Annotated in this window: 1 protein-coding gene; it reads right to left on the bottom strand. The window is 51.0% G+C overall.

Annotated elements, in window-relative coordinates; genetic code table 11:
* A partial coding sequence (locus Q5762_RS37165; protein WP_315896727.1) for a hypothetical protein occupies nt 1-447 on the bottom strand: 447 nt, incomplete at both ends.

The following is a 447-nucleotide window of genomic DNA, read 5'->3' as shown; positions in this document are numbered from 1 at the left end:
TGATGGCGCTGCCCGAGCCGTAGTAGGTGGCGTCGCCTACACAGCCAATCACGTCATCACACAAATATTCGTGATATGGGGTGAGGGGTAAGGTTTCAAATTGCACAATGGCCAAGTCGATATCATTGGCCTGAATGACCTCCTGTGCATCGTCGGCACTGGCAATGCGTGTAGAGAGCATGTTGAAGCAGACGTCAGGCGCATGTATCAACGAGTGTTGAATGAGCTTGGGCTGCAGCTGCTGGCTCATATAATCCACGAGGCTGACGCGGAATTCGCGCTTTGAAGAGGCGGGTATAAATTCTCGGTTGCCGTAGATAGCCTGATCAAAGTAAAACATCCCCTTTGCTACGGTAGCTTCCATTTGTTGGGCAAGAGGGGTGGGCTGCATACCATCCAGCGTTTTGATAAACAGCGGGTCGCCCATCAGTTGACGAAGTTTTTTTA

Source organism: Streptomyces sp. P9(2023) (assembly GCF_032436795.1).
GTDB lineage: Bacteria > Actinomycetota > Actinomycetes > Streptomycetales > Streptomycetaceae > Streptomyces.
Note: the sequence above shows the minus strand (reverse complement) of the source record. Positions and strands in the feature narration are given on the sequence as shown.